The sequence below is a fragment of the Comamonas sp. SY3 genome (genome assembly GCF_041730275.1).
GTDB classification, from domain to species: domain Bacteria; phylum Pseudomonadota; class Gammaproteobacteria; order Burkholderiales; family Burkholderiaceae_C; genus Comamonas; species Comamonas sediminis.
This window is the reverse complement of record NZ_JBGTYN010000006.1, coordinates 125,701-146,460: the sequence shown is the minus strand read 5'-3', so window position 1 is coordinate 146,460 and position 20,760 is coordinate 125,701. Positions and strand designations below refer to the sequence as shown.

Here is a 20,760-nt window from a genome sequence, read left to right as displayed (position 1 = left end):
TATTTTTTTCCTGCCCCGTTTCTACCGTTTCGCCAGCCATGACGCTCCATGCTTTCACGCTCATCATCGCGGCCGGCATCATCCACGCTTTCTGGAACATCGTTGCCAAAAAAGCCGGGGGCGATGCCCGCTTCTCGCTGTTCACTTCGGTGCTCAATGCGCTGGTGTGGCTGCCGGTGGGCTGGTGGGTGGGCAAGGATGTGGTGCCGCTGTGGGGTACGACCGAATGGGCCTTTGTCTCGGCCAGCGCCTTGCTGCATATCTTCTACTTTGTCACCTTGCTGCGCGGCTACCGGGTGGCCGATCTGACCGTGGTCTACCCGCTGGCGCGCGGTAGCGGGCCACTGATCTCGTCGATGGTGGCGGTGCTGTTTCTCGGCGAGCATCTGTCGAGCCTGGGTGCCGTGGGCATTGCCGCCGTGGTCGCGGGCGTGTTCCTTATCGCAGGCGGCCCGGCCATGCTGCGCGCCGCCACCCGGCCCGGCCCCGGCGAGGCCCGGGACCGCACCATCAAGGGCCTGTACTACGGGCTGCTGACAGGCCTGTTCATTGCCGCCTATACGGTGGTGGACAGCTATGCCGTCAAGGTGCTGCTGCTGTCGCCGATCTTGCTGGACTACATGGGCAACCTGGTGCGGGTGGTGATGCTGGCGCCGCTGGGCGTGATGGATTGGGGCGAGACCCGGCGCCTGTGGCTGCAGCAGTGGCGCTTTGCGCTGGTCGTCGCCATCTTCAGCCCCATGGCCTATGTGCTGGTGCTGTATGCGGTGCAGACTGCGCCCATCTCGCATGTGGCGCCTGCGCGCGAGGTCTCGATGCTGTTTGCCGCGCTGATTGGCGGCAAGCTGCTGGGCGAGGGCGACCGCCTGCTGCGCATTGCCGGTGCGCTGCTGATTGGCGTGGGCGTGGTCGCGCTGGGACTGGGCTGAGCGATGCCAAGGGCCGCACTGCCGCCGGTACTGGGCTGCGATTTCAGCAGCAGCCCGAGCCGGCGCAAGCCTGTGGTGGTGGCCTGGGGCCAGCTGGATGCCGAGGCGGGCACCGTGGCGCTGCAGGGCTTTCACAGCTTTGCCAGCTTGGCCCAGTGGCAGGAGTTTTTGCAGCAGCAGCCTGCCTGGGTCGGGGGTTTTGACCTGCCGTTTGCGCTGCCGCGCGAACTGGTCAGCCAGCTGGGCTGGCCCAGCGACTGGCAGGCCTGCATGCAGCATTACGCCAGCATGGAGCGCAGCGAGATCCGCACCCTGTTCAAGGCCTTTTGCGATGCCCGGCCCGCCGGCGGCAAGTTTGCCCACCGCGCCGCCGATGGGCCTGCGGGCTCCAGCCCGTCGATGAAATGGGTCAATCCGCCGGTGGCCTGGATGCTGCACGCCGGTCTGCCCCGGCTGCTGGACGTGGGGGCGGATTTTCCAGGTCTGCTGCGCCGAGAAAGCGCCCGTGTGGCGCTGGAGGCCTACCCCGGCATGCTGGCGCGCGAGCTGATTGGCCGCCGCAGCTACAAAAGCGACGACCGCCAGCGCCAGACGCCCGAGCGTGCCCAGGCCAGGGCAGAGTTGCTGGATGCCTTGCAGCAAGGCCAGCACCGTTTGGGGCTGCGCCTGCTGGCTGATACCGCGCAACTGCAGACCATGGCGGCGGATGCCAGTGGCGACCACCTCGATGCCGCCATCTGCATGTTGCAGGCTGGCTGGGCGCTGGCCCAGCATGCGGCGGGCCATCCGCTGTATGGCCTGCCGCCCGGCATTGACCCGCTGGAAGGCTGGATCGTCACTGCGCCGCTGTCACGCCCGTAAGCGCAGGCAGATCTGTTCGGCTGGGCCGCAGGCCATAATGTGCCGGTTCTTCGCCGCTGGTCTGCGGCTCATTCCCGAGACATTCCTATGCCCACTTTCCAATCCCTGCTGGCCTTTTTTGGTGTTGCCGTGTTGCTGGCGCTATCGCCAGGGCCGGACAACCTGTTTGTGCTGATGCAATCGATCCAGCGCGGCTGGCGCGTGGGCATTGCCGTGGTCGTGGGCCTGTGCCTGGGCGTGGTGGTGCACACCACGGCGGTGGCGCTGGGGCTGGCAGCGGTGTTTGCCGCGTCCAGCATTGCATTCACGGTGCTCAAGTGGTGTGGCGCGGCCTACCTGGCCTACCTCGCCTGGGGTGCCTGGCGGGCACCGGTGGCTGCAGATGCATCTGCTGGCGGAGCGGCCGCCAGCGGAAGCGGTTGGACGGACATCGCGGGCACGGACCTGCTGGTCATGGTGCGCCGTGGCGTGGTGATGAACCTCACCAACCCCAAGGTGCTGATCTTCTTCCTGGCCTTTTTGCCGCAGTTTGCCGACCCCGCCATCGGCCCGGTCGGCCCGCAGATCTTTGTGTTTGGCGCCGTGTTCATCCTGGCGGCCTTCCTGGTGTTTGGCGCCATTGCGCTGTTCTCGGGCGCCTTTGGCAATCTGCTGCTGCGCTCGCCGCGCGCACAGTTCTGGCTCAACAAGATTACCGCCGTGGTATTTGTGGGCCTGGCGGTCAAGCTGGCCACCGCACAGCGCTGAGGCGCTGCCAAGGGCGCCTGCGCTGGCGGCGCATCAGCTGTGGTGGTAGCGGTATTCCTGCGTCTTGCCGCCATAGCCATAGGCGGCGGCGCGGGCATCGATCACATGCACATAGGACACCGGGTGCAACTGCGGCATCAGGCCTGCCATCGTGTCATACACCGCTTGCAGGTAGCGCGCTTTCTCCGCCTTGGTATTGGTCTCGTCGGTGATGCTGATATCCAGCTGAAAGGCCGACTGCCCCAGCTCCTCCAGCGTCTGGCCTGCAATCCACCAGTCCTGCGCTGCGACCTGGGTGAAGGCGATGGCAATCACCTCGGGGCGCTTGCCCAGAATGTCTTGCGTCAGCCGGGCAATGGCCTGGCTGATCTGTTGCTGGCGCTCCGCATGGCGGGGGCCGGAGAGTTGGATGGCGATATGGGGCATGAAAGGCTCCTGGGTGGGACGATGGGGCGATTGTGCGAGTCCTCTTTGCATTTGAAAAACGGGAAGATATGATCGTATCCATCTGTTATGCCGTTGGATAGACCATGGCCCATCTGGACCTCGCCCAGCTCCGCACCCTGATCGCCGTTGTCGAGGCCGGCAGCCTCACGGCCGCCGCGCCGCAGCTGTTTCTGTCGCAGTCGGCGGTGAGCGAGCAGGTCAAGAAGCTGGAAGACTGCATTGGCAAGCCGCTGCTGCTGCGCAGCAAGACCGGCGTGCTGCCCACGGCGGCCGGCACCCAGCTGCTGGGCCATGCACGGGCGCTGGTAGGCATGGCCGACCATGCCTTGCGTGACATGCGCGGCCTGGCACTGCAGGGGGCCCTCAAGCTCGCCGTTACCGACTACTTCAAACCCGATGCGCTGGCGCGCATGCTCAAGGCCCTGGCCGAGCGCCACCCTGCTGTGCGGCTGGAGGTCAGCGTGCTGCGCAGCGCCGAGGTGGAGGCCGCCTATGCCCAGGGGCAGTGCGACCTGGGCGTGGTGATGGCGCTGCCCCCTTTCAAACAGCGCCTGCAGTTGCTGGGGCCGGAGGAGCCGCTGGTCTGGGCCCGTGCCAGCCAATGGGTGGCCGAGCCCGGCCAGCCGCTGCCGCTGCTGGTGCTGCCCGACAGCTGCGCGCTGCGCCACTATGCCCAGACGCGTTTGCGCCAGCAGGGCGTGGACTATGTGGTGGCCCACCAGGCCTCTGGCGTTGCCGGCCTGCAGTCGGCCATTGCGGCCGGCCTGGGCGTGGCCTGCATCAATGCGGCGGTGCTGACCGAGGCGATGGCGCCCGTCCTGCCCGCTGCGGGCTTGCCGCGCCTGAGCCGTGTGCGTTTTGGCCTGCTGCCGGTGCAGGGGGCCGAGCCTGCGCTGGTGCAGCAGGTGCGGGCCTTGCTGCAATCGGATTGGGTCGCCTGAACCTTCACGAGGCCAGGGAGGGCGGCAAACCCAGGCCCTGGTAAATGCGCCGCATATGCGCCGCCAGCCGTTTGGATTGCGGCTGCTGGTTGTGCCAAGGCTGCACCAGGTTTTGCAAGGCCGTCCACTGGCCGCTGTGCCGCAGCGCGCTCCAGTACAGCTGGCTGAACAGGTCGCGCTGGGCATGGCTGCCGCCTATCTCTACCAGGCGCGCAATCAAGGGGCCCAGCAGCTGGGCAGCTTGCAGATACCGGCCCTGTGCATGGGCCAGCAGGCCCCGCGCCGCGGGCAGGCAGACATCCTGCCAGACGGTGCGCAGCCGGGGCTGCAGCTGCGCATCGGCATGGCTTTGCATGCTGGCCAGCAGCTGCTGCGCGGCCTGCCACTGCCCGGCGCGGGCGAGGCCGTACAGGTACTGCAGGTCGAGAAACGGCAGCACATGGTCATGCTGGCGCTGCAGCAGGTAGGGGCTGAGCTGCTGCCAGCGCTGACCCACATCGACGCCTTCGAGCTCCAGCCGCGCCAGCAGCGAGATGGAGCCGATCTGGTCCTGCGAATAGGCGGGCACCACTCCCCAGACCTGGCGGTCATGCAGCTGCAGCGCTTCGTCGTGGCGCGCATCCTCCATCAGGAACAGTGCCAGGTGCCACCAGTTGTGCGTCTGCATGAAGGAGTTGAGCCCTGTCCAGCTGCCGCTAGCGCCTTGCATGAAGGCCAGGCCTTCATCCACACGGCCTTCGGTCAGCAGCACATGGGCCAGCGCATGGTGGGCCCAGGGCTCTTTGAAACGCAGCTGCAGCGCATGGCGCGCTGCGCGCTCGGCCGGCCCGAGCAGATGGCATTGCTCATAGGCAAAGGCCAGCATGCCGTGGAAGTAGGGGATATCGGCGCAGTGCGGCAGGGCGTTCAGTGCCATGCGCAGCATGGCCGGTGAATCGCCCAGGTTGAAGGCATGGTAGTGCGCGAGCTTGAGCGCAGCCAGATCGCGGGGGTAGTGATGGACCAGCGCTTCCAGCCTGTGCGCGGCCAGGGGCGTGTCGCCATCGGCCCAGGCCTCGATGGCGGCCAGCCACTGCGCTTCGCGGTCATGGGCCTGCGCCAGCTGGGTGCGGGCGCGTTGCAAAAAGGGCCGCGCCTGCTGGGCGGCCTGGGCGTCTTCGGCAAACAGATGGAGCGCCGCGCACCAGGTCTGCACCAGCGGGCTGGGGTCCTGCGCGGCCATGTCCAGGATGCGCAGCACGCGCATCTCGCAGGCGGCAAAGCCTTCTGCAAAATCGTTCAGGTAGGGCAGGGCGGCCGCATCGCTGCTCACCGGGTTGCCATACAGGTCGTGCTGCATGCCCATGCGTTTGTCTCCTCGGCTCAGGCCTTGGGCGGCTGGGGCCAGGGCTTTTGCGGGCCACGGATCTGCTCGAAAGCCCGCGACAGCTGCAGCACGCCCAGGTCGTCAAAACGCGCGCCGGCAATCTGCAGGCCAATGGGCAGGCCGGCTGTGGTGTAGCCGCAGTTGATGGAGGCGGCCGGCTGCTCCGACATGTTGTAGGGCACGGTAAAGCCGATGTGCTCCAGCGGGCGCAAGGGGTCATTGGTCGGGGATGCCCATTCGGCCGCAAAGGCGACGTGGGGCGCCACCGGCGAGATCACAAAGTCGAACGCGCTGCAGGCCTTGACGGTGGCCAGGCGCACCTGGTGGAACTGCTGGCTGGCCTGGAAGACCGCGCTGCCGCTCATGCCCTCTGCGCTTTCGGCCCAGGTACGGATATACGGCAGCACCTTGTCGCGCTGCGCGCTGCTGAGTGCCTGCAGGTCGGTCAGCGAGCGCATGCGCCAGAAGCGGTCCATGCCGTCGAGCATCGCGGGCGTCATGAAGGCGGGCATCGGCGTGATCCGGGCGCCAGCGGATTCCAGCAGTGCAGCAGCCTGCTCAATGGCGGCGCGCACCTCGGACTGCAGCGGCAGGCCGCAGCCCGCATCGAGCAAGAGGCCAATGCGTTTGCCCCGGATAAAGTCCGCACCGGTGGCGGCCACGGTGCTCCAGGCCATCTCCTGCGGCGGCAGGCTCATGCTGTCGCGCGCATCGGGGGCCGACAGCACCTGCATCATCAGCGCCGAATCGTCCACGCTGCGGGTCATCGGCCCCGCAGCGCGGCCTTGGTACGGTGGGTCGATGGGAATGCGGCCCAGGCTGGGCTTGAGGCTGTAGATACCGCACCAGCTGGCCGGCAGGCGCAAGGAGCCACCGATGTCGGTGCCGATATGCAGCGGCCCGTAGCCTGCGGCTGCCGCCGCACCGCCACCGGCGCTGGAGCCGCCCGGGCCCTTGCTCAGGTCCCAGGGGTTGCGCGCCAGCGGGTGGAAGCTCGACAGGCCCGACGACAGCATGCCGTAGTCAGGCATCGTGGTCTTGCTGAAGCAGATGGCATGGGCCTCGCGCAGGCGGGCTGCGGGCGGCGCATCCGCAGCCGCAGGCACCAGGGTGACGGCCGCTGTGCCTGCGGGCAGTGGGTCGCCCTGGGTGGCGATGTTCTCCTTGATCGTCACCGGCAGGCCATCGAGCAGGCCGGCGGGTGCGCCCTTGTGCCAGCGTGCTTCGCTGGCGCGGGCCTGCGCCAGCGCCTCTTCAGGCCGGTACAGGTAGGTGGCGCACAGATGCGGCTCCCACTGCCCGACATGGTCGATGACGGATTGCATGACATCGACAGGGGAGAGTTCTTGCTTTTGGTAGGCGGCCAGCAGCGCTGTGGCGGGCCAATCGTGCAACGCGGTCATATCGGGCAGGGGGTGTGAAAAGGGTAGGGACGCGGAAAGAAAAAACGCCCATCTCGGCAGGCCGTAGATGGGCGGTGTGCTGGTTTGAAGCCTAGCGCAAGACCGGGTTCAAGCCCAGTACATGGATGACAGGTCGTTGATGAAGATCGGCATGTCCTTCCACAGGCCACGCACGTTCTTCGCGGCAATGGTCACCCACTGCGGCTGGTACAGGTAGACGTTCGCGGCATCTTCGGCCAGCAGGCGCTGGGCCTCGCCCAGCAGGCGCGAGCGGTCGGCCGGGCGGGCTTCGAGCTTGATCTGTTCGAACAGCTTGTTGAACTTTTCGGACTTGTAGCCCCAGTAGTAATCGGGCCGGGTGTAGTTCTCCAGGTCGAAAGGCTCGACGTGCGAGATCAGCGACAGGTCGTAGTTCTTGTTGGTGTAGGTGCCCGAGAGCCACTGCGCCCATTCCACGTTCTGCAGCTTGACCTCGACGCCGATCTTGGCCAGTTGCGCGGCAATGATCTCGCCGCCCTGGCGCGCATACGGCGTGGGCGGCAGGGTCATGCTCAGGCTCAGCGGCGTCTTCACGCCAGCCTCGGCCATCAGCTTCTTGGCCTTTTCCACATCAAAGGGGTTGATGCCGGTGGTGTCCACATAGCCATAGGCGCCGGGCACGTAGTGGCTGCCAATCGGCACGCCCAGGCCTTCGGCCGCACCGGCAATGACGGCCTTGCGGTCGATGGCGGCAGACAGTGCGCGGCGCACACGCACATCGTCCAGCGGCTTGCGGCGCTCGTTGATGGCGACGATGGTCTTGGCGCGCGAGCCGGAGATGACCACCTGGTAGCGCGGGTTGGTCTTGAACTGGTCGATGCCACGGGCCGAGACACGCGCGAAAATGTCCACATCACCGGCCAGCAAGGCGGCCACTTGCGCGGCGGCATCCGAGATGAAGCGGAAGGTGGCGCGGCGAATGCGGATGCTGCTGGGGTTGCGGTACTGCGGCCAGGCATCCAAGGTGATCGATGCCCCTTTGCTCCAGTTGCCCAGCTTGTAGGGGCCGGTGCCGATGGGCTTGGTCGCGTTGCTGTCAGCGCTCTTGGGCTCCACGATGATCGAGGTGGCCTGGCCCAGCACGAACAGCAGGTCCGGGTCGATTTCCTTGTTGAGGATCACCACCGTGTGGTCGTCCACCACCTGGGCCGTGAGGTTGGCGAAGGTACGCTTGTCCTTGTTGGTGCTCTTCTCACCAGCTGCGCGGTCAAAGGAGAACTTGACGCTGTTGGCGTTGAAGGGCTCGCCATTGTGGAAGCTCACCCCTTTGCGCAGCTTGAAGGTGTAGGTCTTCAGATCGGGCGAGACCTCCCAGCTCTCGGCCAGCAGCGGCGAGACGCTGCCGTCCGAATTGATCTTGGTCAGCGTCTCGTAGAGGTTGTAGTGGGTGATCTCGGCAATCGACGAGGCGGCGCCGGCGGTGGGGTCCAGCCCTGGCGGCTCCAGGGTCATGCCCAGCACAACGGTGTCTTTCTTGGCCTGCGCCTGGGCGATGCCAGGCAGCCACAGCGGCAGCGGTGCCAGGGTGCCTGCAGCAAGCAGGTGTCTACGGTTCAGCATCCGGTACTCCTTGGATAGGGGTTTATTCAATTTATGGGGAAAGCTGGGCAGTGGCGCCGCCGTTGCCGGGCGCGCCGGGAAGCTCAAGCACGGTTATACAGGACTTGCGCCAATCCCTGCTGGCATGCGGTGACGCCGGGGCCTGACCTGGGGCACGGCCTGCACCAGTTTTTGTGTATAGGGGTGCTGGGCATGCTGGAACAGCTGGGCGGGCGTGCCGCGCTCGACGATCTCGCCCTGGTAGAGCACCACCACCGCATCGCAGAGGTGGTTGATGACGGCCAGGTCGTGGCTGATGAGCAGGTAGGTGATGCCGTGCTCACGCTGCAGGTCCTGCATCAGGTTGAGCACCTGGGCCTGCACCGACACGTCCAGCGCACTCACGGGTTCATCGGCGATGATCAGCCGGGGCTTGGTGATCAGTGCGCGGGCGATGGCAATGCGCTGGCGCTGGCCGCCGGAGAACTCATGCGGGTACTTGTCCACATCCTGCGCGCGCAAGGCCACCTGCTGCAGTACCTGGCTGGCGCGCTCGCGCTGCTCGGCACGCGAGCTGGTGTTTTGGGCCTGCAGCGGTTCGCTGACGATGCGCTCGACGGTCTGGCGCGGGTCGAGCGAGCCATAGGGGTCCTGGAAGACCATCTGGAAATCCTTGCGCGCGCGTTGCAGCGCCTCCGCTTCCATGCGGTGCAGGTCCTGGCCTTCCAGCAGCACCTGGCCGGCGGTCGGCTGGTCCAGCGCCATCACCAGGCGCGCCAGGGTGGACTTGCCCGAGCCCGACTCGCCGACGATGCCCAGGCTCTGGCCGGCATGCAGGTCAAAGCTCACGCCCTTGAGGGCGCGCACCGTCGGAGGCGCGGAAAACAGCTTTTCGCGGGGCAGCGTGTAGGTGCGCACCAGGTCGCGCACTTGCAGCAAGGGGGTGTCGTGGGAGGCTGCCGTCATGCGGGGGTCTCGTCAGGGGTCTCGGTGGCGATGGCGTAGGCCTCGGGCCGCAGGCAGTGCACCTGGTGCGTCTCGTGCGGATGGGTCGATGGCAGGGCCACACGGGGCGGCTTTTGCACAAAGCAGGGGGGCTGGGTAAAGCTGCAGCGCCCGGCAAAGGTGCAGCCAGCGGGCAGGTCGACCAGCTCGGGCACCGAGCCGGCAATGGTGTGCAGGCGCTGGGGCTGGCCCTGCAGGCGCGGCTGCATGCTGGGGCGCGCGGCCAGCAGGCCCCGGGTGTAGGGGTGGGCCATGTGCTCGAACACGGCCTCCGTGCTGCCCGATTCGACGACGGTGCCGCCGTACATCACGACCATCTTGTCGACGTTCTGCGAGATCAAACCCAGATCGTGCGAGATCAGCAGCAGGGCCATCTGGCGCTCTTCGACCAGGCCATTGATCAGGTCCAGGATCTGCTGCTGGATGGTGACGTCCAGCGCCGTCGTGGGTTCGTCGGCGATCAGCAGATCCGGGCCGCAGGCCAGCGCCATCGCGATCGTGATGCGCTGGCGCTGTCCCCCCGAGAACTGGTGCGGATAGGCATCAAAGCGCTGCGCCGGCTGGGCAATGCCGACGCGGTCGAGCAGCGCAATTGCTTCTTCACGGGCCTGGCGCGCGCTCCAACCCTTGTGCAGCCGCAGCGGTTCGCTGATCTGGCGGCCGATGGTGTGCACCGGGTTCAACGCCGTCATTGGCTCCTGGAAGATCATCGCAATGCGGTTGCCGCGCACACTGCGCCACCAGCGGTCGGGTTGCTGCACCAGGCTTTGGCCATCCAGCGTGGCGCTGCCATTGACCTGGGCCGATTCCGGCAGCAGGCCCATCAAGGCCATGGCCGTGATGGATTTGCCGCAGCCCGATTCGCCAATCAGGCCCAGCGCCTGGCCGCGCTCGATCTGGAAGCTCACATCGCGCACGGCGCGGGCAGGGCCCCGGTGGGTTTGCAGCACGATCTCGAGCTGCTGTACATCAATCAATGCCATGGACACTCCTTAGAACGTCAACACGTTCTTAGCGCTTGCGGGCGAGACGGGGGTCGAGCAGGTCGCGCAGACCGTCGCCCAGCAGGTTGAGGCCCAGCACCGACAGGGCAATCGCCACACCGGGGAAGACGGCCAGCAGCGGCGCCTGGAACATCAAGGTCTGCGCCTCGCTCAGCATGCGGCCCCAGGATGGCTGCGGTGGCTGGGTGCCCAGGCCCAGGTAGGACAGCGCGGCTTCTGCCAGGATCGCAATCGCAAAGCGGATGGTGCATTGCACGATCAACGTGGCCGAGATATTGGGCAGCACATGCTGCCAGGTGATGGCCCAGGCGCCCTTGCCGCAGGCGCGCGCAGCGGTGACGTATTCGCGCCCCCAGATGGTGTTGGCCGAGCCGCGTGCAATGCGGGCGAACATCGGAATGTTGTAGATGCCGATGGCCACGATCGCGTTGACGATGCCCGGGCCGAAGACGGCGGTCAGCATGATGGCCGAGAGAATCGCGGGGAAGGCCAGCGAGAAATCGGCCAGGCGCATGATGGCTTCTTCGACCCAGCCGCGTTTGGCAGCGGCCAGCAGGCCCAGCGCCGTGCCGACCACGACGCCGATGCCCACGGCAATGACGCCGACCAGGATCGAGGCCCGGGCGCCCAGCAGCAGCTGGGAAGCGACATCGCGGCCATAGGCATCGGTGCCCAGCCAGTGGGCGAGCGAAGGCCCTTGCAGCTTGGCCTCCATGTTCATCTCGAAGGCCGAGTAGGGCGTCCAGACATAGGACAGGCCAGCCGCGAGCAGGAGCAGTGCTGTGAGCACCAGTCCGATCATGAAGCTGGGGTTGCGTGCGGCGCGGCGCCACAGCGCGTTGCGGGGTGCGGTATGGCCCGGCGCTGTGCTGGCCGGGGGGGTAGGCAGGGTGGGGGCGACGGAGGTAGGTGGCTGCATGGCGTGCTCAGATATCGCTGGCTTTGGTGCGGGGGTCGATCCAGGCATAAAGCAGGTCCACCACGAAATTGACGATCACCACCATGGCTGCCAACAGCATCACACAGTTACGCACCACCATCAGGTCCCGGTTGGCAATGGCCTGAAAGATCAGGCGGCCCATGCCGGGCAGGTAAAACACGTTCTCGACAACGATCGTGCCGGCCATCAGCTCGGCAAACTGCAGGCCCATCACGGTGACCACCGGCACCAGTGCATTGCGCAGCACATGGCCATACAGCGCTGCACGCTGCGACAGTCCCTTGGCCCTGGCGGTGCGGACAAAGTCCTCACGCAACACTTCGAGCACCGACGAGCGGGTGATGCGCGCCAGGATGGCGGCCTGCACCACCGCCAACGACAGCGCTGGCAGCAACAGCGACTTGACCGCTGCCCAGGGCGAGCCGCCCGAAGCCTCGGTCCAGCCCGGAAAGCCGCCCGCCGAGAACCATTTGAGCTGTACCGAAAACAGCAGGATCAGCAAAATGGCGAACCAGAAATTGGGAATCGCAATACCCAGCTGGGCGAGGCCCATGACGCTGACATCACCGATCTTGTTGTGGCGGCTGGCGGCATAGATGCCGGCGGCCAGTGCAACGACGGTGGTGATGGCCATGGCCATCAGGGCCAGCGGCAAGGTGAGCGCCATGCGCTCGGCAATCAGTTCAATGACGGGGGTGCCGTAGCTGTAGCTGTTGCCCAGGTCCAGGTGCACGAGTCCCGAGATCCAGTGCACGTAGCGCTCCCACGCAGGTTGGTTGAGCCCGAGCTGCTCGGCCAGTTCCGCCACCGCTTCGGGAGCGGCATCGGGCCCCATCAGCATCTGGGCGGCGTTGCCCGGCAGGATCTCCAGCACGAGGAAGACGACAATCGAGGTGCCCAGCAAGGTGAGCAGCAAGGTGAGTGTGCGCTTGAGAATGAATAAGCCCATGGATAGCCATCGTGGTTAGGAAAGGCGCGCAGACTGCAGGTGCTGGTTGTATTTTTTCGCAGCGGCAAGCATAACGCGAACAATTCCGACACACCATACATGCTTACTCGCAGTGCCACGAGTATGGCTAAGGCGCACGCGGGATAATGTCGCTCATGTCACACTTCTTCCCCCGTGCTGGAATCTTGGAGACGCCGCCATGGCCTTGATGATTACCGACGAGTGCATCAACTGCGATGTCTGCGAGCCCGAGTGCCCCAACGATGCCATCTCGATGGGGGAGGACTACTACGAGATCGATCCGCACCGCTGCACCGAATGTGTGGGCCATTTCGATGAGCCTCAGTGTGTGCAGATCTGCCCGGTCGCCTGCATTCCGGTGCACCCCGATTTTCAGGAAGACAAGCCCACGTTGATGCAGCGCTATTTGCGCTTGCAGGCCGACAAGGCGTTGTGACAGGTCAGCGGCGCTGGCTGCTCCAGGCGATGAGTAGGGTCTGGCCGCTGCGCTGACCTTTGCCCGCCCTCAGGCAGCGGGAGGGCGTGGCGGCTTGGGCCGCTGGGGCTTGGTGGTGTGGATCTTGAGGGTGGCCTTGTCCATGTCGCCGGCCAACAGCTCGGGCGATGCCTGCAGCGCATGGATGATGCTGTCTTCCATCAAGCTGCGCTGGTCTGGCGCTGGTTTGCGCAGCACCCAGTTGGGCACCTCCTGCTTGTCACCGGGGTGGCCGATGCCGATGCGCAGGCGCCAGTAATCGGATGATCCCAGCTGCGCATGGATGTCGCGCAGGCCGTTGTGGCCGCCGTGACCTCCGCCTCGCTTGAGCTTGACCTGGCCCGGCGGCAGATCGAGTTCGTCGTGCACGACCAGTATCTCTTCGGGCTTGATTTTGAAAAAGCGTGCGAGCGCGCCGACCGATTTGCCCGACAGGTTCATGAAGGTCTGGGGCTCCAGCAGCCAGACCGACTCGCCTTGCACCGAGGTGCGTGCGACCAGGCCGTAGTAATTGCGGTCGGGTACCAGCTGCAGGCGCAGGTCGCGGGCCAGTGCATCGATCCACCAGAAGCCGGCGTTGTGGCGTGTGCCTTCGTATTCAGGGCCGGGATTGCCGAGGCCAACAAACAGCTTGATCATGGGCGGATGGAGTGAAGTGGGGGGAGGAATGAAAAAAGGCTGCATTGACCAGCAATGCAGCCTCTGGCTTGCAGACGCCAGAGGCGTCAGCAGCTTGCCGTGCAATTAAGCAGCAGGCGCTTCGCCTTCTGCGGGTTCAGCAGCAGCAGGAGCGGCCACGGACACCAGCGCAGGGTTGGTTTGTGCAGCCAGCTTCACGCCCTTGGGCAGAGCGATGTCCTTCAGGTGGACGGTCGAACCCTTTTCCAGCTTGCTCAGGTCCACCGCGATGAATTCGGGCAGGTCCTTGGGCATGCAGATCACCTGGATTTCGGTCACAACCGGGGTCACCAGGCACTTGTCGATCTTGACAGCTGGGGACTCTTCAGCACCGCTGAAGTGGACGGGCACCTTCATGGTCAGCGCGGTGTTGGCATCGACGCGTTGGAAGTCGATGTGCAGCACCAGCTGCTTGTAGGGGTGGTATTGCACGTCGCGCAGCAGCACTTGGCTCTTGGCGCCGTCCAGGTCCAGTTCCAGCACGGATGCGTGGAAGGCTTCCTTCTTCAGTGCGTACCACAGGCTGTTGTGGTCCACTTCGATCAACTGAGGCTCAGCAGCAGCACCGTAGATGATGCCAGGCGTACGGCCAGAATTACGCAGGCGGCGGCTCGCACCCGTACCTTGCTTAGCGCGCGCAAAAGCGACAACGTTCATTTCATTACTCCAATGGGGGATGAACCGCGACCAGTTCACCCGGTTAAAAAGGCCGCTGCAAATTGCAGCGGCCAGCGAAAACTATCTATTTTAGCAGAAAGCAGAAAAAGGGCCTTGCGGGCCCTTGGTTCACTCGGCTTCCTGGAACAGGCTCATCACCGATTCGCCGGTGGCAATGCGGTGCATCGTCTCACCGATCAGCGGCGCCACCGACAGCTGGCGGATCTTGCTGCAGTTGCGGGCATTGGGCGACAGCGGGATGGTGTTGGTCACGACAACTTCGTCGAGAGCCGCGCCATTGCCGATACGCTCGATGGCCGGGCCCGAGAAAATGGGGTGCGTGCAATAGGCGTAGACCTTCTTGGCGCCACGTTCCTTCAGCACTTCAGCCGCCTTCACCAAGGTACCTGCGGTATCGATCATGTCGTCCATGATGACGCAGTTGCGGCCATCGATGTCACCGATCACGTGCATGACTTCGGAGACATTGGCCTTGGGGCGGCGCTTGTCGATGATGGCCAGATCGCAATGGAGTTGCTTGGCCAGTGCGCGTGCACGCACCACACCACCCACGTCCGGCGACACGACGATCAGGTCTTCGTAGTTCTTCTGGCGCAGGTCGCCCAGCAGCACAGGCGATGCATAGATGTTGTCGACAGGAATATCGAAAAAGCCCTGGATCTGGTCGGCATGCAGGTCCATGGTCAGCACGCGGCTGACGCCAGCGGCTTGGAGCATGTTGGCAACGACCTTGGCCGTGATGGGCACGCGGGTCGAGCGGACACGGCGGTCCTGGCGGGCATAGCCGAAATAGGGGATCACGGCACAGATGTGCTCGGCCGATGCGCGCTTCAACGCGTCGACCATCACCAGCAGTTCCATCAGGTGGTCGTTGGTGGGAGCGCAGGTGGGCTGCACCACGAACACATCGCGGGTACGAACGTTTTGCTTGATCTCGACGGTGACTTCACCGTCAGAGAAACGGCCTACGTCGGCGTTACCCAGGGAGGTATGGAGGTGTTGTGCAATTTCAGAGGCAAGCTCGCGGTTGGCGTTGCCTGTGAAAACCATGAAGTCTGGATGATGGTCTTGCATAGCGTCCCAGTGGGTATGGGTTAGCTGTGTGCGTTGCTTGTACGCGGTAAGAAATATGGCAGGGGAAGAAGGATTCGAACCTTCGCATGCCGGAATCAAAATCCGGTGCCTTAACCAGCTTGGCGACTCCCCTACAAGAATTGGTGCTAAGCATCACCAATCCTTTAAAACTTTCAGTCTTGGGTCCAACCTCTGAGAGGGTGTTCCATCAGACTTGTGCAATCTTTCACTGTCCAGTCTTGTGAAAAACTGCTCTGGCAGCTATTAGCTTGCATTTTCTTCACTGCGAAAACTGCGCTACCTGAGCCCGTCATTCTAGCATGTAATCCTTGTGATTTCAAAAAGTCAGAAACTTTTTTTATCGAAGGGCACAGGCTTTCTGCGACCGGCTGCAAGTCGTTTCGACCGAAGTCAAAGTTCTCTGCAGCGAAGCTCGTCATTGTAGCAGCTTCTGAATCGCGTTTTAGGTTCGGACTTGAAAAAATTAATTTCGTATCCAGACCCTCTTGCGGCTTCACAACTACCAGCGCGGTGTCTGCTAGTTGCTGCTCGTTTTCGAGTGGACGTATTATGTCACCGATTCCTTCGACCCAAGCCGACTTTCCAAAAATAAAAAAAGGAACATCGGCGCCCAAGGTCAGCCCGATGCGCTGCAGTTCGCTGCGCGAGAGTTTCAGATCCCAGAGCTGGTTGAGCGCCAGCAAGGTACTGGCCGCATCCGATGAGCCGCCGCCCATACCAGCCTGGGCTGGCAGGTTTTTGTGCACGCCGATGTGCACACCCTGGCGGCAGCCAGTGGCCTGCTGCAAAGCCCTGGCGGCGCGGGTGATCAGGTCATCGGCAGGCAGCGGCGTGTTCAGGTCTTCGCGGCTGATCTGGCCGCCGCTGCGCAGCTCGAAGTGCAGGGTGTCGGCCCAATCGATCAGCATGAACACCGACTGCAGCAGATGGTAGCCATCGGCGCGTCTGCCGGTGATATGCAGGAACAGGTTGAGTTTGGCAGGCGCAGGAACGTCGTACAGCGTACGCATGGATCTCGGTCTCACAAAAAAATCATCGCGCGTCGAGGACGATGCGCAGGCTCGCCTCGGGACGTGGATCGATGCGGCGGGCCAGAATTTTCCCTTCGCTGTGGGCCTCCAGGTCGGCCTGCCAGCCGGCCGCCTCGGTGGGTTTGCCCTGCAGCCAGTCAAACAGCGCGGCAATCGGCAAGCTGGTGCCCAGCAAGCTTTGTGTCAACTCGTCGAGCGAGCTGGCCTGGCGCGTCTGCGTGCCTTGCTGCGCGCTGGCCTGGCCGGGCGACCATTGCACGCGCGCGACGATATTGCCCAGCGGGTTGAGCAGCACCAGTTCGCCCGATGCGGGGCTTCCGGACAGCTCGAAGCTGCCACTGGTGCTCTGCGGTGGGCTGTCGAGCACCTGCACCGACATGCGGCCCGACCAGTAGGTCACGCCCGGTGCGGCCTCGAGTTGGCGCGCTGCGGTACTGCAGGCCGAGAGCATGGGCAGCAGGGCAGCGCCTGCTGCGGCCAGGCAGAGGTGTCTGCGCTGCACCTTCATGGTTGGATGCCCAGGCGCTCGAAGGTCTTCTTGACCATGTCATTGTTCGGCGCTGTCTTCAGAACGGTGCGCAACAGCTCTTCGGCGGGCCGGTTCTTGCCCTGTTTCCACCAGACTTCGGCCAGATGGGCACCAATCTCGGCATCGGGTTGCTTGGTGTAAGCCTGCTCCAGCAGTTCGGCGGCGCGATCGAGGTTGCCCAGCTTGAACTCCACCCAGCCCAGGCTGTCGGTGATGAAGGGGTCGCCGGGTGACATGCTCAGCGCCTTCTCGATCAGCCGCTTGGCTTCGTCGAGCTTGAGGCCGCGATCGGCCAGCGAGTAGCCCAGCGCGTTATAGGCATGGTGAAAATCGGGCTGCAGCTCGATCAGCTTGCGCAGCTGGGTCTCGGCCAGCTCCATGTTGTTCATGCGCTCGGCGAGCATCGCTTGCTCGTACAGCGCGTCCGGGTCCTGCGGTTGCAGTGCGACCAGGCGGCTCTGCAGATCCAGCGCCTGTGCATAGTTCTTGGCGGTTTTTTGCAGCTGCACCTGCGCGGCCAGCTTGGCGCGCGCTTCGCCGGCATTGCCTTCGGGCAGCTGGTCCAGCAAGACCGCCGCAGCATCGTAGTTGCCCTGCTGCATCTGAATGGAGGCCTTGCGCAAGGTGGCCAGCGCGGTGTTGCCGGCCTTGGCGATCTCATCGGCCCAGCGGTCGGCCTCAGCCCATTTCTGCTGGGCCTCGGCCATCTGCTCGCGCAGCATCAGGCTTTGGATGCGCACTTCACGCTGCAGCACCGCCGAGGGGAATTTGTCGATCAGGGTGTCGAGCTTGAGCAGCGAGACATCGGCCTCGGTGTACTGCTTGAGCTGGGCTTCCAGCGCCGCCTTCAGCATCCAGGCATCGGCGGATTCGGGGCTCAGGCGCGTGGCGTTTTCCAGCTGGGTTTTGGCCTCGGCAAAGCGCTCGGCGTTCATCAGGCTGCGCGCATAGGCCAGGTGGGCCTCGCCGCTCTTGGATTTGTTCAGAAAATCCACCACCAGCGATTCAACGCCGGGTACACCGGCGTTGACCAGGTCGGCCGCCAGCTTGGCCGCGCTCTCGTTGTCGGGATTGAGTTGCAGCGATCTGCGGGCAGAGGCCAGTGCCTCGGTCTTCTGGTCTGCGGCCAGCTCCATGCGGCCGATGGCGGCCCAGGCCTCGGGGCCGGTGGCGGGGTTTTCGAGTTCGGGGGTCAGCGCCTCGCGCACGATGCGGGCGGCCAGGGCCTGGTCACTGAGGCGCCGGTAGATGCTGGGAATGGCGCGAATCCATTCCAGCTTTTCATCGGGCTTGGCCAGCGCGATTTCCTGCTTGAGCAGCGGACCGGTTTCCTCGCCATGGTTGGTCGAGAGCATCACCTGCAGCATGTAGCGGCTGGCCGCGCGCGATTGCGGGAAGGCGCTTTTCCAGGCCTCGGCCACTTCGGTGGCGCGGCTGGCAGAGCGCGACAGCAACGCCAGCTGCGCGCTGCGCTGGTAGACCTTTTCGTCGCCCGAGCGGCGGGCTGCGTCGAGCAGCAATTCCACGCTGGTCGCCGCATCACCACGGTAGGCGTACATTTCGCCCAGCAGCAGTTCGTAAAAAAGCTCCGCATCCAGCTCGACTCTGGCGTCGTCGGCCCGCTGGGCTGCCGCCAGCGCCAGCTGCCGCTGGGCAGCGCCGGGCTGCGGTGCTTGGGCAGGCGCTGCAAACGCGGGTGCCATCAGGCCGGAGGCCAGAAAATAAGCCAGTAAACGAAGTTTTTGCGTCATCGGCCCATAATAAACGATGCCCAAGGGCCTTGCAGAAGGAAGAAAGTGCCAGAGTTACCAGAAGTGGAAGTCACGCGGCGAGGACTGATTGCGCCGCTGCAAGGCGCGCGCATTGCGTCCGTGCGGATCGGAAAACCTTTGCGCTGGCCGCTGGGCATCGAGACCGCAGCGTTGGCTGGCCGCACCATCACCGATGTGCAGCGCCGGGGCAAGTACATCGTGCTGGCGCTGGACCAGGGTGTGGTGCTGATACACCTGGGCATGTCCGGCAGCCTGCAGGTCAGCCCGATGGATGCGCCTGCCGGCCCGCATGACCATTTCGACCTGTTCACCGACCAGCACCTGCTGCGCCTGCATGATCCGCGCCGGTTTGGTGCGGTGGTGTGGTCGCCCGACACCGAATCGGGCATGGCCGCGAAGCTGTTGGCCAACCTGGGCGTGGAGCCCTTGGGCGCCGGCTTCAGCTTTGAGCACCTGTGGGCCGGGCTGCAAAAATCGCGCATGCCTATCAAGCAGCTGCTGCTGGGCGGCCAGGTGGTCGTCGGCGTGGGCAATATCTACGCCAGTGAGGTGCTGTTCCTGGCCGGCATAGCGCCCACCAAACCGGCCAACCAGACCACGCGGCCCCAGGCGCGGCGCCTGCATGCGGCGATTGTCGAAGTGCTGACCCGCTCGATTGCACTGGGCGGCAGCACCTTGCGCGACTTTGTCCAGGTCAATGGCTATGCCGGTGCTTTCCAGGCGCAGGCCAGCGTCTATGGCCGGGCCGGAGCGCCTTGCCCGCGATGCGGCCAGCCGGTGCAGGTCATCAAGCAAGGGCAGCGCAGCACCTATTTCTGCAAGCGCTGCCAGAAATAAACACAGATAAACACAGGGCTGGCGGGCCGCTCCAGCGCGGCCGCCCCCACAGCCCCCGATAACTATTCCATCCCCCGAGAACAGCGATTGTGAGCCGATTTTCCGAACAGATCGTGGCCTGGCAGACAGTCCACGGAAGACACCACCTGCCTTGGCAGAACACCCAGGATGCCTACCGCGTCTGGCTGTCCGAGATCATGCTGCAGCAAACCCAGGTCAGCACTGTGCTGGGCTACTACGAGCGGTTCTTGCAGCGCTGCCCCACGGTGGCCGATCTGGCTGCGGCCAGCGATGAAGAAGTCATGGCGCTGTGGAGCGGCCTGGGCTACTACAGCCGCGCACGCAACCTGCACCGCTGCGCCAAGGAGGTGATGGACCGCTTTGGCGGTGCGTTCCCGCACACGGTGGAAGAGCTCTCGTCCTTGCCCGGCATTGGCCGCTCGACCGCAGGCGCGATCGCCTCGTTCTGCTTTGCACAGCGGGCTGCCATTCTGGATGCCAATGTCAAAAGGGTGCTCACCCGCGTGCTGGGCTTTGAGGACGACCTGGCCAGCAGCGCTGCCGAGAAAAAGCTCTGGGCGCTGGCCGAAGACCTGCTGCCCACCACCGACCTGGCGCGCAACATGCCGCGCTACACGCAGGGCATGATGGACATGGGTGCCACGATCTGCACCGCCAAAAAGCCCAGTTGCCTGCTCTGCCCGGTGCACGGTGATTGCGTGGCGCACCGCCAGGGCCAGCCCGAGCGCTATCCCGTCAAGACCAAGAAATTGAAGCGCAGTGCCGCCAGCTGGTGGCTGCTGTGCTGGCAACGGCCCGATGGCGCCATCTGGCTGGAAAAGCGCCCGGCACCGGGCATCTGGGCCGGCCTGTTCTGCATGCCGGTCTGCGACAGCGAAGAGGCACTGCTCCAGCAGGCGGCCCGGCACGGTGCCACGTCAGCGCCGGTGCATGGCGCCGCTTTTTTGCATGTGCTTACCCACAAGGATTTGCATCTGCATCCAGTGCGGGTCCCCGTTGCTGCGGATTTTGTGCCGGCACAGCCGGGCCAGTGGGTGCTGCCCGCACAGTGGCCGGATGTGGGCCTGCCTGCACCCGTTCGCAGTCTGCTGCAGCGCGGGTTCTGAGGCGGGCCGGGGCAGCAGGCACTGGCGTCGATTGCAGTGCTTGTCCTGCAATGGGCACCGCTGGGCGGCGCTTAGACTGCAGCCATCTTTTTGCTTTGAAAGTGCGCCATGGAACCCACTGTCCATCCGTTCTCGTCCCTGTTCCAGCAACTGGGCCTGCCCGATGACGATGCATCGATTCGCGCGTTCATCGAAACGCACCGCCCGCTGCCCGACACCTTGCTGATGGCAGACGCTCCGTTCTGGTCGCCCGCACAGGCGCGCTTTTTGCGGGAGAGCATCACCGCCGATGCCGATTGGGCGAACGTGGTGGACCAGCTCAGCGTCGCTTTGCGCACCGAATAGCC

Annotated in this window: 22 protein-coding genes and 1 tRNA gene; 8 read left to right on the top strand and 15 right to left on the bottom strand. The window is 64.7% G+C overall.

Going from position 1 to position 20,760, the window contains the following annotated elements; all coding sequences use genetic code 11:
- Positions 1–38: 38 nt before the first annotated feature.
- The 3 genes from ACCQ08_RS10365 (at position 39) to ACCQ08_RS10355 (ending at position 2,537) form a co-directional block, all read left to right on the top strand.
- Positions 39–929, top strand: a complete 891-nt coding sequence (locus ACCQ08_RS10365; protein WP_239810831.1) for a DMT family transporter — start codon at positions 39–41, stop codon at positions 927–929.
- Between the two features lie 3 nt (positions 930–932).
- On the top strand, positions 933–1,790 hold the full coding sequence (locus tag ACCQ08_RS10360; protein WP_373449744.1) for a DUF429 domain-containing protein: 858 nt from the start codon (positions 933–935) through the stop codon (positions 1,788–1,790).
- A gap of 87 nt (positions 1,791–1,877) precedes the next feature.
- Positions 1,878–2,537 carry a LysE family translocator gene (locus tag ACCQ08_RS10355; RefSeq protein ID WP_373449743.1) on the top strand — a complete coding sequence of 220 codons (660 nt, stop codon included), beginning with the start codon at positions 1,878–1,880 and terminating at the stop codon, positions 2,535–2,537.
- Positions 2,538–2,570: 33 nt separating this feature from the next.
- Here ACCQ08_RS10355 and ACCQ08_RS10350 read toward each other — a convergent pair whose 3' ends face one another.
- Entirely contained in the window at positions 2,571–2,963 is a 393-nt protein-coding gene (locus ACCQ08_RS10350; protein WP_239810834.1) for a tautomerase family protein, read from the bottom strand.
- Between the two features lie 104 nt (positions 2,964–3,067).
- Here ACCQ08_RS10350 and ACCQ08_RS10345 point away from each other — a divergent pair, with 104 nt between their 5' ends.
- Entirely contained in the window at positions 3,068–3,925 is an 858-nt protein-coding gene (locus ACCQ08_RS10345; RefSeq protein WP_373449742.1) for a LysR substrate-binding domain-containing protein, read from the top strand.
- Between the two features lie 4 nt (positions 3,926–3,929).
- Here ACCQ08_RS10345 and ACCQ08_RS10340 read toward each other — a convergent pair whose 3' ends face one another.
- From ACCQ08_RS10340 to ACCQ08_RS10310, 7 genes are all read right to left on the bottom strand, one after another.
- Complete coding sequence (locus ACCQ08_RS10340; protein WP_373449741.1) at positions 3,930–5,270, bottom strand: tetratricopeptide repeat protein; 1,341 nt, start codon at positions 5,268–5,270, stop codon at positions 3,930–3,932.
- A 17-nt stretch (positions 5,271–5,287) separates the two neighbouring features.
- On the bottom strand, positions 5,288–6,694 hold the full coding sequence (locus tag ACCQ08_RS10335; protein ID WP_373449740.1) for an amidase: 1,407 nt from the start codon (positions 6,692–6,694) through the stop codon (positions 5,288–5,290).
- A gap of 108 nt (positions 6,695–6,802) precedes the next feature.
- Positions 6,803–8,293: an ABC transporter substrate-binding protein gene (locus tag ACCQ08_RS10330; protein ID WP_373449739.1), complete on the bottom strand. Its 1,491-nt coding sequence runs from the start codon at positions 8,291–8,293 to the stop codon at positions 6,803–6,805.
- Positions 8,294–8,386: 93 nt separating this feature from the next.
- Positions 8,387–9,238, bottom strand: a complete 852-nt coding sequence (locus ACCQ08_RS10325; RefSeq protein WP_373449738.1) for an ATP-binding cassette domain-containing protein — start codon at positions 9,236–9,238, stop codon at positions 8,387–8,389.
- Positions 9,235–10,260 carry an ABC transporter ATP-binding protein gene (locus ACCQ08_RS10320; RefSeq protein WP_373449737.1) on the bottom strand — a complete coding sequence of 342 codons (1,026 nt, stop codon included), beginning with the start codon at positions 10,258–10,260 and terminating at the stop codon, positions 9,235–9,237. Before ACCQ08_RS10320 ends, ACCQ08_RS10325 begins: the two co-directional genes overlap by 4 nt.
- Before the next feature lie 28 nt (positions 10,261–10,288).
- Positions 10,289–11,200: an ABC transporter permease gene (locus ACCQ08_RS10315; RefSeq protein ID WP_373449736.1), complete on the bottom strand. Its 912-nt coding sequence runs from the start codon at positions 11,198–11,200 to the stop codon at positions 10,289–10,291.
- 7 nt (positions 11,201–11,207) lie between these two features.
- Positions 11,208–12,170: an ABC transporter permease gene (locus ACCQ08_RS10310; RefSeq protein ID WP_312416349.1), complete on the bottom strand. Its 963-nt coding sequence runs from the start codon at positions 12,168–12,170 to the stop codon at positions 11,208–11,210.
- Between the two features lie 199 nt (positions 12,171–12,369).
- On the opposite strand from ACCQ08_RS10310, the gene ACCQ08_RS10305 reads away from it, so the two are divergent.
- Positions 12,370–12,627 (top strand): YfhL family 4Fe-4S dicluster ferredoxin, encoded by a 258-nt coding sequence (locus ACCQ08_RS10305; protein WP_239810842.1) that lies wholly within the window; start codon positions 12,370–12,372, stop codon positions 12,625–12,627.
- 69 nt (positions 12,628–12,696) lie between these two features.
- On the opposite strand, the gene pth is transcribed toward ACCQ08_RS10305, so the two are convergent.
- From pth to ACCQ08_RS10270, 7 genes are all read right to left on the bottom strand, one after another.
- Positions 12,697–13,305, bottom strand: a complete 609-nt coding sequence (pth, locus tag ACCQ08_RS10300; RefSeq protein WP_373449735.1) for an aminoacyl-tRNA hydrolase — start codon at positions 13,303–13,305, stop codon at positions 12,697–12,699.
- 105 nt (positions 13,306–13,410) lie between these two features.
- Positions 13,411–14,001, bottom strand: coding sequence for a 50S ribosomal protein L25/general stress protein Ctc (locus ACCQ08_RS10295; RefSeq protein WP_116927040.1), 591 nt, complete (start codon positions 13,999–14,001; stop codon positions 13,411–13,413).
- A 129-nt stretch (positions 14,002–14,130) separates the two neighbouring features.
- A complete protein-coding gene (locus ACCQ08_RS10290) occupies positions 14,131–15,096 on the bottom strand; it encodes a ribose-phosphate pyrophosphokinase (protein WP_239810844.1) in 966 nt (321 codons plus the stop codon).
- A gap of 56 nt (positions 15,097–15,152) precedes the next feature.
- Positions 15,153–15,229 (bottom strand) — tRNA-Gln (locus ACCQ08_RS10285).
- Between the two features lie 40 nt (positions 15,230–15,269).
- On the bottom strand, positions 15,270–16,127 hold the full coding sequence (ispE, locus tag ACCQ08_RS10280; RefSeq protein WP_239810845.1) for a 4-(cytidine 5'-diphospho)-2-C-methyl-D-erythritol kinase: 858 nt from the start codon (positions 16,125–16,127) through the stop codon (positions 15,270–15,272).
- 22 nt (positions 16,128–16,149) lie between these two features.
- Positions 16,150–16,656 (bottom strand): outer membrane lipoprotein LolB, encoded by a 507-nt coding sequence (locus ACCQ08_RS10275; RefSeq protein ID WP_373449734.1) that lies wholly within the window; start codon positions 16,654–16,656, stop codon positions 16,150–16,152.
- On the bottom strand, positions 16,653–18,428 hold the full coding sequence (locus ACCQ08_RS10270; protein WP_373449733.1) for a tetratricopeptide repeat protein: 1,776 nt from the start codon (positions 18,426–18,428) through the stop codon (positions 16,653–16,655). Before ACCQ08_RS10270 ends, ACCQ08_RS10275 begins: the two co-directional genes overlap by 4 nt.
- A 45-nt stretch (positions 18,429–18,473) precedes the next feature.
- On the opposite strand from ACCQ08_RS10270, the gene mutM reads away from it, so the two are divergent.
- The 3 genes from mutM (at position 18,474) to ACCQ08_RS10255 (ending at position 20,758) form a co-directional block, all read left to right on the top strand.
- The gene (gene mutM / locus ACCQ08_RS10265) at positions 18,474–19,286 is read left to right on the top strand and encodes a bifunctional DNA-formamidopyrimidine glycosylase/DNA-(apurinic or apyrimidinic site) lyase (protein WP_312529508.1); all 813 of its coding nucleotides are present in this window, start codon (positions 18,474–18,476) and stop codon (positions 19,284–19,286) included.
- An 86-nt stretch (positions 19,287–19,372) separates the two neighbouring features.
- Positions 19,373–20,413 carry an A/G-specific adenine glycosylase gene (mutY, locus tag ACCQ08_RS10260; protein ID WP_369460549.1) on the top strand — a complete coding sequence of 347 codons (1,041 nt, stop codon included), beginning with the start codon at positions 19,373–19,375 and terminating at the stop codon, positions 20,411–20,413.
- A gap of 108 nt (positions 20,414–20,521) precedes the next feature.
- A complete protein-coding gene (locus tag ACCQ08_RS10255; RefSeq protein ID WP_239810849.1) occupies positions 20,522–20,758 on the top strand; it encodes a DUF2789 domain-containing protein in 237 nt (78 codons plus the stop codon).
- The last annotated feature ends 2 nt before the right edge of the window (positions 20,759–20,760 follow it).